Annotated in this window: 14 protein-coding genes; 8 read left to right on the top strand and 6 right to left on the bottom strand. The window is 74.1% G+C overall.

Features of this window, described 5'->3' with window-relative positions; translation table 11 throughout:
• Window positions 1-82: 82 nt before the first annotated feature.
• Together DMB38_RS26400 and DMB38_RS26395 are read left to right on the top strand one after the other, a co-directional pair.
• Window positions 83-1,258, top strand: a complete 1,176-nt coding sequence (locus tag DMB38_RS26400) for an ABC transporter ATP-binding protein (protein WP_125937244.1) — start codon at window positions 83-85, stop codon at window positions 1,256-1,258.
• Complete coding sequence (locus tag DMB38_RS26395) at window positions 1,255-2,220, top strand: ABC transporter permease (RefSeq protein ID WP_125937243.1); 966 nt, start codon at window positions 1,255-1,257, stop codon at window positions 2,218-2,220. Before DMB38_RS26400 ends, DMB38_RS26395 begins: the two co-directional genes overlap by 4 nt.
• Before the next feature lie 66 nt (window positions 2,221-2,286).
• Here the strand turns inward: DMB38_RS26395 and DMB38_RS26390 are convergent, their stop codons facing one another.
• Together DMB38_RS26390 and DMB38_RS26385 are read right to left on the bottom strand one after the other, a co-directional pair.
• Window positions 2,287-2,952: a response regulator transcription factor gene (locus DMB38_RS26390; RefSeq protein WP_125937242.1), complete on the bottom strand. Its 666-nt coding sequence runs from the start codon at window positions 2,950-2,952 to the stop codon at window positions 2,287-2,289.
• The gene (locus tag DMB38_RS26385) at window positions 2,945-4,216 is read right to left on the bottom strand and encodes a histidine kinase (RefSeq protein ID WP_125937241.1); all 1,272 of its coding nucleotides are present in this window, start codon (window positions 4,214-4,216) and stop codon (window positions 2,945-2,947) included. Before DMB38_RS26385 ends, DMB38_RS26390 begins: the two co-directional genes overlap by 8 nt.
• Before the next feature lie 167 nt (window positions 4,217-4,383).
• Between DMB38_RS26385 and DMB38_RS26380 the strand changes: the two genes are divergently transcribed.
• Complete coding sequence (locus DMB38_RS26380) at window positions 4,384-5,034, top strand: hypothetical protein (protein WP_125937240.1); 651 nt, start codon at window positions 4,384-4,386, stop codon at window positions 5,032-5,034.
• Here DMB38_RS26380 and DMB38_RS26375 read toward each other — a convergent pair.
• From DMB38_RS26375 to DMB38_RS26365, 3 genes are all read right to left on the bottom strand, one after another.
• A complete protein-coding gene (locus DMB38_RS26375) occupies window positions 4,951-5,523 on the bottom strand; it encodes a cob(I)yrinic acid a,c-diamide adenosyltransferase (protein WP_047018163.1) in 573 nt (190 codons plus the stop codon). The two genes, DMB38_RS26380 and DMB38_RS26375, sit on opposite strands and share 84 nt — an antisense overlap.
• Window positions 5,524-5,546: 23 nt before the next feature.
• On the bottom strand, window positions 5,547-6,302 hold the full coding sequence (locus tag DMB38_RS26370) for an ABC transporter permease (RefSeq protein WP_125937239.1): 756 nt from the start codon (window positions 6,300-6,302) through the stop codon (window positions 5,547-5,549).
• A 115-nt stretch (window positions 6,303-6,417) separates the two neighbouring features.
• Window positions 6,418-7,203 carry an ATP-binding cassette domain-containing protein gene (locus tag DMB38_RS26365; protein ID WP_125937238.1) on the bottom strand — a complete coding sequence of 262 codons (786 nt, stop codon included), beginning with the start codon at window positions 7,201-7,203 and terminating at the stop codon, window positions 6,418-6,420.
• A 79-nt stretch (window positions 7,204-7,282) separates the two neighbouring features.
• On the opposite strand from DMB38_RS26365, the gene DMB38_RS26360 reads away from it, so the two are divergent.
• The 4 genes from DMB38_RS26360 to DMB38_RS26345 all read left to right on the top strand — a co-directional run bounded on the left by DMB38_RS26360 (window position 7,283) and on the right by DMB38_RS26345 (window position 12,386).
• Entirely contained in the window at window positions 7,283-7,924 is a 642-nt protein-coding gene (locus tag DMB38_RS26360; protein ID WP_125937237.1) for a TetR/AcrR family transcriptional regulator, read from the top strand.
• 125 nt (window positions 7,925-8,049) lie between these two features.
• Window positions 8,050-8,904, top strand: a complete 855-nt coding sequence (locus DMB38_RS26355; RefSeq protein ID WP_125937236.1) for a 3-hydroxyacyl-CoA dehydrogenase family protein — start codon at window positions 8,050-8,052, stop codon at window positions 8,902-8,904.
• A 331-nt stretch (window positions 8,905-9,235) separates the two neighbouring features.
• Window positions 9,236-9,520: an STAS domain-containing protein gene (locus tag DMB38_RS26350; protein WP_047020398.1), complete on the top strand. Its 285-nt coding sequence runs from the start codon at window positions 9,236-9,238 to the stop codon at window positions 9,518-9,520.
• Window positions 9,521-9,629: 109 nt separating this feature from the next.
• Window positions 9,630-12,386, top strand: coding sequence for an ATP-binding protein (locus DMB38_RS26345; RefSeq protein WP_206337749.1), 2,757 nt, complete (start codon window positions 9,630-9,632; stop codon window positions 12,384-12,386).
• Window positions 12,387-12,501: 115 nt separating this feature from the next.
• Here the strand turns inward: DMB38_RS26345 and nucS are convergent, their stop codons facing one another.
• Window positions 12,502-13,173, bottom strand: a complete 672-nt coding sequence (nucS, locus tag DMB38_RS26340; RefSeq protein WP_047018161.1) for an endonuclease NucS — start codon at window positions 13,171-13,173, stop codon at window positions 12,502-12,504.
• A gap of 217 nt (window positions 13,174-13,390) precedes the next feature.
• On the opposite strand from nucS, the gene DMB38_RS26335 reads away from it, so the two are divergent.
• Window positions 13,391-13,783 (top strand): SCO5389 family protein, encoded by a 393-nt coding sequence (locus DMB38_RS26335; RefSeq protein ID WP_125937235.1) that lies wholly within the window; start codon window positions 13,391-13,393, stop codon window positions 13,781-13,783.
• Window positions 13,784-13,807 lie beyond the last annotated feature (24 nt).

Raw genomic sequence — 13,807 nt, 5'->3', positions numbered from 1 at the left:
GAACCGGAGGCTTCCCGATAGCCTCTTAGCCTGAAGGGGGACGGGAAGTCGCTGCGCCCCCGTGTCCGACGCAGGGGGCCACATGATCGAAGCACAGGGTCTGACGAAGACCTACGGCGGGAAGACCGCCGTCTACAACCTTTCCTTCACCGTCAAACCGGGCGTCATCACCGGCTTCGTGGGTCCCAACGGGGCGGGCAAGTCGACGACGATGCGCATGATCCTCGGACTCGACGAGCCGAGCAGCGGCAGCGTCACCGTGGGCGGCTACCCGTACCGCAAGCTGCCCAACGCCCCCCGCCAGGTCGGCGCCCTGCTCGACGCCAAGGCGGTGCACGGCGGCCGCAGCGCCCGCAACCACCTGCGCTGCGTCGCCCAGCTCTCCGGCATCCCGCAGCGCCGCGTCGACGAGGTGCTCGACGTGGTCGGGCTGCGCGAGGTCGCGGGGCGCCGCTCCAAGGGCTTCTCGCTCGGCATGGGCCAGCGCCTCGGCATCGCCGGCGCGCTCCTCGGCGACCCGCAGATCCTCCTCTTCGACGAGCCGGTCAACGGCCTCGACCCCGAGGGCATCCTGTGGATCCGCAACCTGATGAAGCGGCTGGCGAGCGAGGGCCGCACCATCTTCGTCTCCAGCCACCTGATGAGCGAGATGGCGCTCACCGCCGACCACCTCATCGTCATCGGCCGCGGCCAGCTCATGGCCGACATGAGCGTGCGGGACTTCATCAACACGCACTCGGCGAGCTTCGCCCGGGTCCGCGTCCCCGACCGGGAGCAGGGCCTGCGGGAGAAGCTGACCGCCCTGCTCACCGAGGAGGGCGCGCAGGTGCAGCAGGAGCAGGACGGGGCGCTGCGCGTGGGCGGGATGCCGCTGCCGCGGATCAGCGACCTGGCGCACGACGCGCGGATCCAGTTGTGGGAGCTGTCGCCGCACGAGGCGTCGCTGGAGGAGGCGTACATGCGGATGACGCAGGGCGCGGTGGACTTCCGCTCCACCGTCGACCACCGCGCCGGTCTGCAGCAGCCGGCGGGCCCGGTGCCCGCACAGGGCTACGCGCCCACCGGCCCCGGCTACGCGCCGCCCATGGGCGCCCCCGGGATGCCGCAGGGCGGCCCCGGCATGCCGCCGCCCGGCGTGCAGCCCGGCTACGCCCCGCCCCCGCCGCAGGGGTACGCCCCGCCGCCACCCCCGGCCGCGCCGCAGGGCCCGGCCGGCGCCGCCGCTCCCGCCCCGCGCGAAGGTGAGACCCCCCGATGAGCTACCCGCCGCAGCCCTCCGCCCCCGCCCCCGGCGCGCCCCCGGTGCCCGGCGCCCCTCCCGGTCCCGTCCCCGGCGCCGCGCCGCCGGCCGGCCCGCCCCCGGGCGGCGGCTACTCCTCGCCCATCCCGATCGTCAGGACGCACCTGGGCCACGCCTTCGCCTCCGAGTGGACCAAGATCCGCTCGGTGCGCTCCACCATGTGGACGCTGGGCGTCATGCTCCTGCTCGTCGTCGGCGTCGGCTTCCTCATCGCGCTGGCGATGAGCAGCGACGACTGGGTGGGCGCACCGCTGCTCTCCGGCGGCCTCTTCGGTCTGATGCTCGGCCAGATCTGCATCGTCACCCTCGGCGTGCTGGTGATCACCTCCGAGTACGGCACGGGCATGATCCGTACCACGCTCACCGCCTCGCCCCAGCGCTGGCGGGTGCTGGCGGCGAAGGCCGTGGTCTTCTTCGTGCTGGCCTTCGTGCTGACCACCGCGGCGTGCGCGATCACCGCGCTGGTCCACTCGGCGGTCCTCGGCGGCCAGACCGTGCCGGAGTACGAGATGAACGAGCCGATGTTCAAGGACTCGGTCTCCGACAGCGGCGAGCTGATCGCCACGAGCAGCCAGTGGTTCGACGCCACCGTGGGCGCGGCCCTGTACGTGTCGCTGCTGGGCCTGCTCGCGCTGGCCGTGGGCGCGATCCTGCGGCACTCCGCGGGCGCCATCACCACCATGGTCGGCTTCATCCTGCTGCCGCTGATCATCGCGCTCTTCATGCAGGCCGAGAGTCTGCGGGACGTCCAGCGCAAGCTGATCGAGTACTCCCCGCTCAGCGGTCTCGCCTCGCTCTACGGCATCCCGTTCTTCGACGACGGGGACATCGGCGGCTGGGGACTCCTCGGCCTGCTGGCCGCCGTCACCGGCGGGATGCTCCTCCTGGCGTTCGCACTGCTGTCGAAGCGCGACGTCTGACCGCACGCGGACGGCCGGGGGCGGAGACCGTACGGGAACGGCCGTACGGGATCCGCCCCCGGCCGCTCAGACGCCCAGTTCCTGCGCCAGCACCGCCGCCTGTACCCGGCTGCGCAGCCCCAGCTTCGCCAGCAGCCGGCTGACGTGCGTCTTCACCGTGGCCTCCGCCATGTCGAGCCGGGCCGCGACGTCCGCGTTGGACATGCCCTGCCCCAGGCAGGCCAGCACCTCCCGCTCGCGCCGCGTGAGGGCGTCGAGGACCGCCGGGTCGGGGCCGTCCGGCGACGGGGCCCGCCGGCCGCCCGCGAACTCGGCGATCAGCCGCCGCGTCACGGCCGGGGCGATCAGGCCCTCGCCGCGGGCGACGGTGCGTACCGCCTCCACCAGGGCGTCCGCCTCGGTGTTCTTCAGCAGGAAGCCGGCGGCGCCGGCGCGCAGCGCGCCGAAGACGTACTCGTCGAGGTCGAACGTCGTCAGCACCAGCACGTCCGCCAGCCCCTCGGCGCTGATCCGCCGGGTCGCGGCCACCCCGTCGAGCTTGGGCATCTGGATGTCCATCAGCACGACGTCCGGCCGCAGTTCGCGGGCCAGCGCCACGGCCTCCTCGCCGTCGGCGGCCTCGCCGACGACGGTGAGGCCGGCGGCGGAGCGCAGGATGAGCACGAGCCCGGCGCGTACGGCCTGCTGGTCCTCGGCGACGAGGATCCGGACGGGCGGGGCCTTCTCAGCCATGGGTCCTCCGTTGCGGTGCGGTGGTGTCCTCGCCGGTGGGCAGCCCGGCCCGGACGGCCCACTGCTTGCCGGCGCCTGGTCCGGCGCCGCCGTCCTCGGGTCCGGCGGTGAACGAGCCGCCCAGCAGGGCCACGCGCTCCTCCATGCCGATCAGCCCGGCACCCGAGCCGGGCGCCCGCGGCACGGGCCCGGCGCCCGGCCGGCCGTCCTGCTGCCGCCCCTCGCCCAGCGGGCTGGTCACCGCCACCGTCAGCGGCTCGGGCCCGGCGAGCGCGACCCGTACCTCACCGGGGGCGGCGTGCTTGAGCGCGTTCGTCAGCGACTCCTGCACGATGCGGTACGCGGCCAGCTCCACCGGCGCGGGCAGCGGCGCGCCCGGCTCACGGGCGTCGTCGAGGGCGAAGTCGAGGCCGCTGGCGGCGCCGTTGACGCGGGCCTGCTCCACCAGCGCGGCCAGCCCGGCCAGCGTCGGGGCCGCCGCCGGCGCGGCGTCCGCGCCGCCGGCGTCGGAGGCGGCGCGCAGCAGGCCGATGAGGCGGCGCATCTCCGCCAGCCCCTGCACGCTGTTCTCGCGGATGACGGACAGCGCCTCCCGGGACGCCGTCCGGTCGTCGATGGACTGGGCGGCGGTGGCGTGGATGGCGATGGCGGAGAGGTGGTTGGCCACCATGTCGTGCAGCTCGCGGGCCATCCGGGCGCGCTCGGCGCCGACGGCCTCGCGCCGGTCGAGCTCCGCGAGCAGCGCGGTCTGCTGCGCCCGCAGCCGGGCGGCGTCGGCGGCCTGGCGGTGCGAGCGTACGGCGACGCCGGTGGTGGCGGGGGCGAGCGTGATGAGGCCGACGGCGACGCCGATGAGGATCGCGGCCCGGTCCTGGAAGACGGCGAGCACGACGATGGTCGAGGCCACGGTGAGCCCGGCGGAGGCCCGCGGGATCCAGCGGGCCGCGGTCGCGGTGCCGTAGAGCACGGCCGCGTACATCAGGTCCGTGAACATCAGGATGGTGGCCAGCGTGCCCCACGTGAACTGGTCGGCGACGACGGCGACGAGTGCGATGCCCAGCGCGGTCACCGGCCGGCTCCGGCGCAGCAGTTCCGCGCCGCACATGACGGCGAGCGGGATCAGCGTGAGCCGCGAGTCGTGGAACGGCCGCCCGCCCTGGGTGTGCAGCCCGAGCGCCCACAGCGCCACCCCGCCGAGCAGGCCGGCGACCGCGATGAGTACGTCGTCGCGGTGCGGCCGGAGCGAGGGGCGTGCGCTGGTCACTCCCCCATCAAACACGGCCGGTGCCCCGGCGGCCTCCGTATCGCGGGCGGCTTCGGGCGGGCGGGGGCTACATCGAAGGATGCAGTCCGGGATCGTCGCGTACGACGACGTACCCGCGCGCGGCGGGCGGGAGCCTGGAAGGGAGGACGGGGAAGGGAGAGCACACCGTGGTCGTCACGCTCATCATCGTCTGCGAGGTCGCCTTCTGGGTGCTGCTCGCGGCCGGGCTCGCCCTGCGTTACCTGGCGCGGAAGCCGCGGCTGGGCGCCGCCGTGCTGCTGTGCGAGCCGCTGCTGGAGGTCGTGCTGCTGGTCGTCACGGCGATCGACCTGAAGAACGGCGCGGAGCCGGACTGGAAGCACGGTCTCGCCGCGGTGTACATCGGCTTCTCCGTCGCGCTCGGCCCGTCGACGATCCGCTGGGTCGACGCCCGCTTCGCGCACCGCTTCGCGGGCGGGCCGCCGCCGGTGAAGCCGCCGAGGTACGGGATGGCGCGGGCGCGCCACGAGTGGTCGGTCGCCGTCCGCTGGATCCTGGCGAGCGGCATCGCGATCGCGCTGCTGCAGGGCGCCGTCTGGTACGTGGGCGACGACGGCGGGACCGAGTCGCTGCGGGCGTGGCAGATGCGGATGCTCTTCGTCATCGGCATCAACCTGGTCATCGCCGTGAGCTACACGGTCTTCCCCAAGCAGCGTCCCGCGGGTGCGGTGGAACCGGAGGCCGGGCGGGACGGCTCAGCGTTCGCCGCCGGGCACCCACAGCACGTCCCCGACCGCCTTGTTGGCGGTGCGCGCAAGGATGAAGAGCAGATCCGATAGCCGGTTGAGGTACGTGGCCGTCAGCGGGTTCATGGTCTCGCCGTGGACCTCCAGGGCGGCCCACGTGGACCGCTCGGCCCGGCGCACCACCGTGCACGCCTGGTGCAGCAGCGCGGCGCCCGGGGTGCCGCCGGGGAGGATGAAGCTGCGCAGCTTCTCCAGGCCGGCGAGGAAGCGGTCGCAGTCGGCCTCCAGCCGGTCGACGTACTCCTGCTCGACGCGCAGCGGCGGGAACTCCGGGTCGGGCCGCACGGGCGTGGAGAGGTCGGCGCCGACGTCGAAGAGGTCGTTCTGCACCCGGGTGAGGACGCGGGCGACCTCCTCGGACAGCCCGCCGAGCGCGAGGGCGGTGCCGATGACGGCGTTGGCCTCGTTGGCGTCGGCGTACGCGGAGATCCGCGGGTCGGTCTTGGGCACCCGGCTCATGTCGCCGAGGGCGGTGGTGCCCTTGTCTCCGGTACGGGTGTAGATCCGCGTGAGGTTGACCATGCGCCCAGCGTATGCCCGCGACGCTACGCCCCGGCGGAGCGGAACACGCGTGTGCCCAGCGTCACCGCCCCGGCGGCGAACGCGGTGGCGACGAGCGCGCCCCACAGCATCTCGGCGCCCGCGTACTCGCCGGTGAAGGCGGCGCGCACGGCGTCGACGACGTAGCGGTACGGCACCGCGCGCGACAGCGCGTCCAGCCACCCGGGCGCCAGCGCCATCGGCAGCATCAGCCCGGACAGCAGCATCGACGGCAGGGTGACGGCGTTGACGACGGGACCGAACTCCTGCGGCGTACGCACCCGCAGGGCGAACGCGTACGACAGCGAGGCCATCGCCGTCGAGAGCAGCGCGACGAACACCAGCCCGATCAGCACCCCGGCCAACGGCGCGCGCAGCCCCATCGCCACCGCGGCGACGACGAGCAGCACGGCCTGGAAGAGCAGCAGCAGCACGTCGCGCAGCACCCGGCCGAGCAGCAGCGCGAGCCGGCTGACGGGGGTGGCGCGCATGCGGTCCAGTACGCCGAGGTTCTTCTCCACGATGATGCCGAAGCCGGCGAAGGAGGCGCTGAAGAGGCCGAGCATCATCAGCAGCCCGGGGACGAGGACTTGCCACGAGCTGCCCTCGGCGGCAAGCGGCAGGTCGCGCAGGAGCGGGCCGAAGAAGACGAGGTAGAGCAGGGGCGTGAGGATGCCGAAGAGCATCTGGAAGCGCGAGCGCAGGGTCTGGCGGGCGTAGCGGCCGAAGACGAGGGCGGTGTCGGCGGTGAGGGCGTGCACGGCGGTCTCCCGGGGCTTGGGGGCGTACGGAACGGGCGTGGCGAGCCCGGCGGACGGGCTCTCCGGCAGTCGGCATCGGTCTGTCGCGCTTGGGTCTGCCGGGCGGCTGCCGCCGTCAGACGGCGAGCGGGGCGGGGTCCGCACCGGCGGCGGGGCCGCGGCCGGTGAGGGCGAGGAAGGCGTCCTGCAGCGAGGCGTCGGCCGAGCCGGCATGGCGCTCCTTCAGCTCCCGCGGCGCGCCGTCGGCGACGACGACGCCCTGGTAGATGACCACGATCCGGTCGGCGAGGGCGTCGGCCTCGTCGAGGTAGTGCGTGGTGAGCACGACGGTGGTGCCGTGCCGGTCGCGCAGCCGGCGTACCAGGTCCCACAGGTCGGCGCGGCTGCCCGGGTCGAGTCCGGTGGTCGGCTCGTCCAGGAAGAGGAGTTCGGGCCGGTGGACGAGGCCGAGCGCGAGGTCGAGCCGGCGCCGCTGGCCGCCGGAGAGCGACGCGCAGGGCCGGTCCAGCAGGTCTTCGAGGCCCAGTTCGGCGGCGAGTCCGGCGGCCCGCGCGGCGGCCTCGTCCTTCGCCAGCCGGTAGAGGCGGCCCTGGGTGACCAGTTCCTCCCGTACGGAGACCTGCGGGTCGACGCCGCCGCTCTGGGCCACGTACCCGATCCGTTCGCGTACGCCGGCGGGGTCGGCGGCCAGGTCGCGGCCGGCGACGGTGGCGGCGCCGCCGGTGGGCGGCAGCAGCGTGGTGAGCATCTGCAGGGTGGTGGTCTTGCCGGCGCCGTTGGGCCCGAGCAGTCCGACGATCTCGCCGGGCTGGACGCGCAGGTCGATGCCGCGGACGGCTTCGACGGGCCCCTGCTTGGTCGTGAAGGTCCGGGCGAGGCCGGACGCGCTGAGGATGGGCATGACCTCAGAAAAACAGAGTCACTTAATTTTTGCAATGTCTCTAATTTTTCACTCACACCAGCATGGGTACCATGAGGGCATGGCCGAGGGACTCAGGGAGCGCAAGAAGCGGCAGACCAGACAGCTCATCTCCGACGTGGCCACCGGCCTGTTCCTGGAGCGCGGCTTCGACGCGGTCACGGTCGCCGAGGTCGCCGAGGCCGCCGACGTCTCGGTCAACACCGTGTACAACTACTTCCCGGCCAAGGAGGACCTCTTCCTCGACCGCAGCCGCGGCGTCACCGAGCGCCTCTCCCGCGACGTACGCGGCCGGGCGGCCGGCGAGTCCGCCGCCGAGGCCGTACTGCGCGGACTGCGCGAGGACGTGGAGGCGGTGTCCGCCCGGGTCGGGCTCAACCCGGGCATCGGCAAGTTCATGGTCGTCGTCCAGGGCGCCGACGGGCTCAAGGCCCGGCTCTGGCTCATGCAGCAGGAGGCCCTGCTGCACCTCGCCGCCACCCTCCGCGAGGAGACCGGCGCATCCGCCGACGACCCGCTCCCGGATCTGATCGCCGGTCAGCTCTCCTGGGTGAACAACACGCTCTACGCCCTCATCCGCCGCGAGATGACCGCCGGCCGCGACCCGGCGGCCGTCTCCCGCGACGCGCTCGGCCTGCTGGACGAGATGGAGGAGCTGTTGGGCGAAAAGGTGCTCAACTACGCACGCAGGACCGGAGACTGAGCCCCGCACGTGTGATGTCCGTCATCTGAGACGTGACGCGCATCTCTAAGCGCTCCGCGAACGGGCCAGGAGCGCTAGTGTCCGCTTCAGAGCACGTGAACGAGCCGTATAGCGAGGGAACCACCGTGGAATCCGCCGGAAAGCTCGCCGTCGTCGGAGCCGGACTCATGGGGTCCGGTATCGCCCAGGTCGCCGCCCAGGCCGGCTGGCACGTCGTGCTGCGCGACCTCACCGACGAGGCGCTGGCGCGCGGCACCGACGGCATCAAGGGCTCGTACGAGAAGTTCGTCGCGAAGGGCAAGCTGGACGCGGCCACCGCCGAGCAGGCGCTCGCCCGGATCACCACGACCACCGACCTCGACGCCGCCGCCGACGCGGACATCGTGGTCGAGGCGGTCTTCGAACGGCTCGACGTCAAGCAGGACATCTTCCGCACGCTCGACGGTCTGGTACGCGACGACGCGGTGCTCGCCTCCAACACCTCCGCGATCCCCCTCACCAAGATCGCGGCGGTGACCGCCCGCCCCGAACGCGTCGTCGGCACGCACTTCTTCTCGCCGGTCCCCATGATGGGGCTCTGCGAGCTGGTACGGGGCCTGAAGACCAGCGACGACACCCTCGCCCGCGCCCGGGCCTTCGCCGAATCCACCGGCAAGACCTGCATCGTCGCCAACCGCGACGTGGCCGGCTTCGTGACCACGCGGCTGATCACCGCGCTCGTCGTCGAGGCCGTCAAGCTCTACGAGTCGGGTGTCGCCACCGCGGAGGACATCGACGTCGCCTGCCGGCTCGGCTTCGGCCACGCCATGGGGCCGCTCGCCACCGCCGACCTGACCGGCGTCGACATCCTGCTGCACGCCGCCGAGAACATCTACACCGAGACCCAGGACGAGAAGTTCGCGCCGCCGGAGCTGATGCGCCGCATGGTCGACGCCGGCGACATCGGCCGCAAGAGCGGCCGCGGCTTCTACGAGCACTGACCCGGGCCGTCCGCCGCCCCCGGCCGCCCGGTGCGGCCGTGGGCGGGTACCGGCGTCCCCCGCAGGGGTGAAATCGGTACGGACACCCGTACAGAGGGCAACCCGGCACCGTCCGGGACAGTCATATCCATAGAGGAACCGGCACGGACTCGGCATCACGACAACGAGAACCCGCAGACGGGGAGCGCACATGTTTGAGGCGGAGGGCCGCGAAAGCGCCCCGCCCTACCACCACCCGGCCCGCCATCGCGCGGGCCCCGCACGCAGGACCGCCCGCCGCCCCGTCCGGGACGGCGCCGCGGACGGCACGGGCGCAGGGGCGCCCGCGTACATCAAAGGGGACTGCGCGGAACTGACCGTCGGGGGCTGCCTCGACGTGCGCAGCGCGGCCGACGCGCGCGTCGCCCTCCACCGCGCCGTCGACGAGGGCCGCGGCGACCTGGTCCTCGACCTCACCGACCTGGACTCCTGGGACGCCACCGGGCTCGGTGTCATCATGGGGGCACACCGCAGGGCGGGACGGGCCGATCGCCGGCTCGTGCTGCGCGGGGTGCCCCCGCAGATGCAGCGGCTGCTGGTGGCCACGCGACTCCACCGCATCCTCACGATTCAGTGAACAAACGGCGTCGTCGGGCCGTCCCCCCTCGGAGATCGCCCGGCGGAGGTCATAGGGTTTCCGGGCCGGGGAGCGGCACGGCGCAGGACGGCGGGCAGGGGGCTTCGCGATGGACCCGAACACGGGCCATGGACAGGACGACACACCCGAGGGCATATCCCCGCCCGCGGGCGCTTCCCCGGGTTCGTACCCCGGCGAGCCGGCGCACACGCACCCCGATCCGGAAGAACCGGGGGCCATGTACCCGGAAGACGACCACGGCGCGGGCGGGTTCGGGGACGACGGCACGGGGGCGTTCCCCGGCGAGGAGCCGGTGCGGCCGTACGCCGACGAGGTTCTCCGCCCCTACGTCGGGGAACCCGACGCGGCGGCCGGGCCGGACGGCCCGCCCGCCGGCTCCGCCCCCGGCTCCTTCCCCGGCCCGCTCCCCGGCTCCGGCGGCAAGGCCGCCGGGCGCGGGCGGCCGGGCGACGGCCTCACCCCCGCCGCCGGCGCCCGCCCGGGACCGGCCCGTACGGCCCGCGTCATCGCGGGCGAGTACCGGCTCACCGTCAACCCCGTCGACGGCACCCACGCCGAGCTGTGCCCGCCCGCGGAGCGCCCGGGGCCGCCGCGCCGGATGACCCCGGAGGAGCGCGCCGAGCACCGCCGGCCGCCGTCGCCGCCGCCGGGCCCCGCGGGGCCGCAACTGCCGCTGCTGGAGCGCGACGAGATCCGCGAGCGGCTGGTGCGCCTCCTCTCCCGCGGCCGGTCCGTCCGCCTCACCGGTCCCCCGGGCTCCGGCCGCACCGTGCTGCTCGAGGCCGTCGCCGCCGACTGCGCCGAGCTGGCGCCGGACGGCGTCATCCGGCTGAACGGCCGGGGCCGCACCCCCACCGATCTGCGGTACGAACTGTGCGCCGCCGTCTACGAGCTGACCGGCCGGCGCCCCGACCCCGGCCAACTGGCCGAGCTGCTGCCGCGGATCGGCGCGGTCGTGGTACTCGACGACGCCGAGTTCGGCGGCACCGCGCTCGAAGAGCTGCTGGACGCCACCCCCGAGTGCGCGTACCTGATCGCCGTCACCCCCGACGTGACCGCCCCGGCGGCCGCCTCGTACCTCGAAGAGGTCGCGCTGCCGGGCCTCGGCCGGGCCGCCTGCATGCAGTTGCTGGAGCGCGCCGGGCGGCTGCCGCTCGGCGACGAGGAGCGCACCTGGGCGGCGGACCTGTGGTTCGAGTCCGAGGGGCTGCCGCTGCGGTTCGTCCAGGCCGGCGCGGTGCTGCGGCTCGCCGGTCCGGGCGCGGGCGAGCCGCTGCCGACGCTGGCCGAGAGCGCCGCGCCGGCCGCGCTGCTGGCGTCGCGGCTCAGCGACGCGGCCCGTACCGCGCTGCGCTTCGCCGTGGCGCTGGGCGGCGTCTTCCCGCACCACGCGCAGTTGCCCGCGCTCGCCGGCGAGGCGCTGGCCGACACCGCGCTCGCCGAACTCGCCGGCTGCGGTCTGGTCTCCGGCGGCCTCGGCCGCTACCGGCTGGCCGCGGGCGTCTCCGCCCAGTTGACCGCCGCGGGCTACGACCGGCCCGCCGAGGGCGGCCAGGACCCGGCGCTCACCGCCGCGCAGCACTACGCCTGGTGGTCCGCGCACCGCTCGGTGACCCCCGAGACGGTCGCGGACGACGCGGACGCCATCCTCGCCGCGCTCGGCGGCCTCGTCGCCGACCGGGAGGGCGCCACCGCCTCCACCGCGGTGCTGCTCGCGCGCGCCGCCGCGCCCGCGTTCGCCGCGGCGCTGCGCTGGAGCGCCTGGGAGCGGGCGCTGCGGTACGGGCAGGAGGCCGCCCGGCGCGCGGGCGAGGTCGCGGCGGAGGCGTACTTCCACCACGAACTGGGCGTGCTGGCGCTCTGCACGGGCAACACCGCCCGGGCGCGGGCCGAGTTGGAGGCTGCCCTCGCGCTGCGCGGGGCGATCTCCGACCGCGGCGGCGAGATCGCCAGCAGGCGGGCGCTCGCGCTGGTCACGCACGGCGCCGGCAGCGAGGCCGTGACGGCGGCGCTGCCGGTGGTGCCGGCCGGCACCGGCCCCGTACCGGAGGGGGCGGCGGCGTTCGACGAGCCCGGCGCGGGCGCCGAGCGGCCCACCGTGCTCATCTCCCCGTCCTCCGGGGGCACGGAGACGACCGTGACGCCCACGGTCCGCGGGCCCGGCGCCGAGGCGGCGTCCGCGTCCAAGCGCAACCTGATCGCGGCGGGCGCGGGTGCGCTGCTCGTCGCGGTGCTCGGCACGGTGGTCACCCTGGGGATGACGGGCGGCGACGACCCGCCGGCCGACCGGGTCGAGGTGGAGCGCTCGGCCGCCGCGGACGACGACGGGCTGCCCACCGAGGAGCCGTCCCGCAGCCCGTCCTCGGAGTCGGCGCCGCCGTCGCCGGAGTCGTCGGCTCCGGAGCCGTCGGAGGCGTGGACGGACCCGGGCGACGAGACGAGCAGCGCGCCGCCGCAGAGCCCGTCGAGCAGTTCGCCGGGCACGCCGTCGGACAGCGGCTCGTCGGCGGACGGCGGGTCGTCGAAGGGCGGTTCGTCGAACGGCGGCGGTACGGACACGGGCGGCGCCGGCGGCACGCAGAACGGCGGCACGACGACCGACGGCGGGTCGACGACGGACGGCGGCGCGACCGGCGACGGGGGCACCACCGACGACGGCGGGACGACGACCGACGACGGGGGCACGACGGACGACGGCGGGACGACCGACGACGGCGGGACCACGGACGACGGCGGCACGACGACGGACGACGGGGGCACGACGCCCCAGGGCGGCACCACCACCGGCACCGACTCGGCGGCCTCCGGCGAAGCGGCCGGCACCCCGCCCGGCAAGACGGCCTGACACCCCCCGCGACGGCCCCGTGAGCCCGTAGCCCGGCGGCCCGGTACGCCAACGGCCCCGTACCGCCCGCGAAGCCGTACGGGGCCGCCGGCGGGCGCGGCGGGCGTTCCCCGCGTCAGAAGAGCTTCAGCTTGCCGTCGTCCGTGCCGCGCAGCGCGTCGTAGTCCAGCACCGCGCACTCGATCCCGCGGTCCGCCGCCAGCACCCGCGCCTGCGGCTTGATCTCCTGCGCCGCGAACACCCCCCGCACCGGCGCCAGCAGCGGGTCGCGGTTGAGCAGGTCCAGATAGCGGGTGAGCTGCTCCACCCCGTCGATCTCGCCGCGGCGCTTGATCTCCACCGCGACGGTCGTCCCCTTCTCGTCGCGGCCCAAGATGTCCACGGGGCCGATCGCCGTGGGGTACTCGCGCCGGATGAGCGTCCAGCCCTCGCCCAGCGCCTCCATGCGGTCCGCGAGCAGTTCCTGGAGGTGTGCCTCCACCCCGTCCTTCACCAGACCCGGGTCGACACCCAGCTCGTGGGACGAGTCGTGGAGCAACTCCTCGATCGTAATGATCAGTTTTTCGCCTGCCTTGTTCTCGACCGTCCACACGGCGACACCGTCCTGTTCACCTTCTTTCAGAGTGCACGGCGGTGACATCCAGTTGAGGGGCTTGTACGCACGGTCGTCGGCATGGACCGAGACGCTGCCGTCGGCTTTGACCAGGATCAGCCGGGGCGCGGAGGCGAGGTGGGCGGTGAGCCGCCCGGCGTAGTCGACGGAGCAGCGGGCGATGACGAGGCGCATGGCGCACCACGCTACTCGACTCCCGGCGCACACAGCGATCTGACCCCTGATGCACCTTTCGGTATTGGCCAGTTGTGTACGCGTTCTTGTGGTGGAGCCGCATCCTCCGCCCTACGGTGGAAGCAGGCGGTCGCCACATGGACACCGAGAGTGGTGATCGCCTTATCTGTCCGGTCAGGCCCCGCCCGAACCCCGCGGGGCTGCGAGAGGAGAATCCATGTCGCTGGACGTCCCACCTGCTCTGCTCGATCAGGCCGAGCGGGGCGAAGTCGACGAAAGGGAGTTTGTCGACTGCGTCCGGACCTCGCTTCCCTATGCCTGGGACATGATCAGTTCCCTGGTGGCACAACTCAAGGTCGACGGCGGAAACTTCGCCGACAACCAGGTACCGCCCCCGGACGAGCACGCCCGCGGCCAGCTCCTGCGCGCGCTCGCCAGCAATGCGATACGGGGGGCGCTGGAGCGCCACTTCGGCGTCCGGCTCGCTTTCCAGAACTGTCATCGCGTGGCGGTCTTCCCCCTGGAAGCCTCTTCCGAGGAGCCGCTGGCCCGCTTCACCTCCGTGCGGGCGCAGTTGCTCAACCAGTCACCGGAGCTGCGTGACTGCTGACGGGCCCCAGGACACCCCCCGCGC

It is taken from the genome of Streptomyces sp. WAC 06738, assembly GCF_003945505.1.
GTDB lineage: Bacteria > Actinomycetota > Actinomycetes > Streptomycetales > Streptomycetaceae > Streptomyces.
The sequence above is the reverse complement of the archived record's forward strand: the minus strand, read 5'-3'. Positions and strand labels throughout refer to the sequence as shown.

Bases quoted from the DNA above. Each gene is read 5' to 3' on its own strand.
- DMB38_RS26400 (WP_125937244.1), top strand. From the start codon at position 83: ATGATCGAAGCACAGGGTCTGACGAAGACCTACGGCGGGAAGACCGCC.
- DMB38_RS26395 (WP_125937243.1), top strand. From the start codon at position 1,255: ATGAGCTACCCGCCGCAGCCCTCCGCCCCCGCCCCCGGCGCGCCCCCG.
- DMB38_RS26390 (WP_125937242.1), bottom strand. From the start codon at position 2,952: ATGGCTGAGAAGGCCCCGCCCGTCCGGATCCTCGTCGCCGAGGACCAG.
- DMB38_RS26375 (WP_047018163.1), bottom strand. From the start codon at position 5,523: ATGGTCAACCTCACGCGGATCTACACCCGTACCGGAGACAAGGGCACC.
- DMB38_RS26365 (WP_125937238.1), bottom strand. From the start codon at position 7,203: ATGCCCATCCTCAGCGCGTCCGGCCTCGCCCGGACCTTCACGACCAAG.
- DMB38_RS26360 (WP_125937237.1), top strand. From the start codon at position 7,283: ATGGCCGAGGGACTCAGGGAGCGCAAGAAGCGGCAGACCAGACAGCTC.
- DMB38_RS26345 (WP_206337749.1), top strand. From the start codon at position 9,630: ATGGACCCGAACACGGGCCATGGACAGGACGACACACCCGAGGGCATA.
- nucS (WP_047018161.1), bottom strand. From the start codon at position 13,173: ATGCGCCTCGTCATCGCCCGCTGCTCCGTCGACTACGCCGGGCGGCTC.
- DMB38_RS26335 (WP_125937235.1), top strand. From the start codon at position 13,391: ATGTCGCTGGACGTCCCACCTGCTCTGCTCGATCAGGCCGAGCGGGGC.